The following is an 888-nucleotide window of genomic DNA, read 5'->3' as shown; positions in this document are numbered from 1 at the left end:
CCAAGTGGCGAGAGTAAAGATACGCGTGCCAATCTTGGTGAAGGAGAACACTGTGTGGTGCATATTCCACAGGTCACGCAGATGCAAGAGGTCTCTGATTCAGCCGCAACACTCGATTATGGCGATTCCGAACTAGAGCGTTTGAATCTATCTCTAGAATCATTTGAGGGCTTTCCTCTCCCCCGCATCAAAGAAAGCCCTATTGCCTTTGGTTGCAAGGTCGCGAAAGTCATTGAATGGGGAGAAACACCACAAGCGCTGATTCTCTTAGAGATAGAACAAGCCTTCGTTGATGACAACTACGTCGGTGAAGATGATAAGGGCCGACTAAAAATTGATGCGAAAAATCTAAACCCATTAGCGAGATTGGGTGCGAATGAATACGCGTCGCTTGGAGATGTATTGAGCTTAGCTAGACCGAAGTAAGCTATGAAAACAAACACAAAAAAGCCTCAGTAAACTGAGGCTTTTCGTTCTTTCACTCATTGTTGATCAGACTGACTTTACGCTAGATCAAAACGATCTGCATTCATCACTTTGGTCCATGCCGAAACGAAATCCTGAACAAATTTGTCTTGATTATCGTCTTGAGCGTAAACCTCTGCGTAGCTACGCAGCACTGAGTTCGAGCCAAACACTAAGTCAACACGTGTTGCTGTAAACTTGGTATTCCCTGTCGCGCGCTCAACAATGTCGTACAAATTTTTGCCAGTCGGTTTCCACTGATACTGCATGTCAGTTAAGTTGACAAAGAAGTCGTTCGTTAAAGTGCCTTCTCGTTCAGTAAACACGCCATGCTTTGAACCGCCGTAGTTGGTACCAAGTACACGAAGTCCACCAAGTAACACAGTCATTTCTGGTGCTGTTAGGCCCATCAAGTGAGTGCGG

General features: G+C 45.5%; 2 protein-coding genes. One reads left to right on the top strand and one right to left on the bottom strand.

The window, feature by feature from the left end; all coding sequences use genetic code 11:
* On the top strand, positions 1–426 hold a 426-nt coding region (locus A3739_RS30545; RefSeq protein ID WP_068503451.1), incomplete at its 5' end, for a flavin reductase family protein.
* Between the two features lie 77 nt (positions 427–503).
* Here the strand turns inward: A3739_RS30545 and A3739_RS27005 are convergent.
* Positions 504–888: peroxidase family protein (locus A3739_RS27005; RefSeq protein WP_304440325.1), on the bottom strand; the 385-nt coding region annotated here is incomplete at its 5' end.

The sequence above is a fragment of the Oleiphilus sp. HI0067 genome (assembly GCF_001635735.1).
This window is presented reverse-complemented; position numbering and strand designations above follow the sequence as displayed.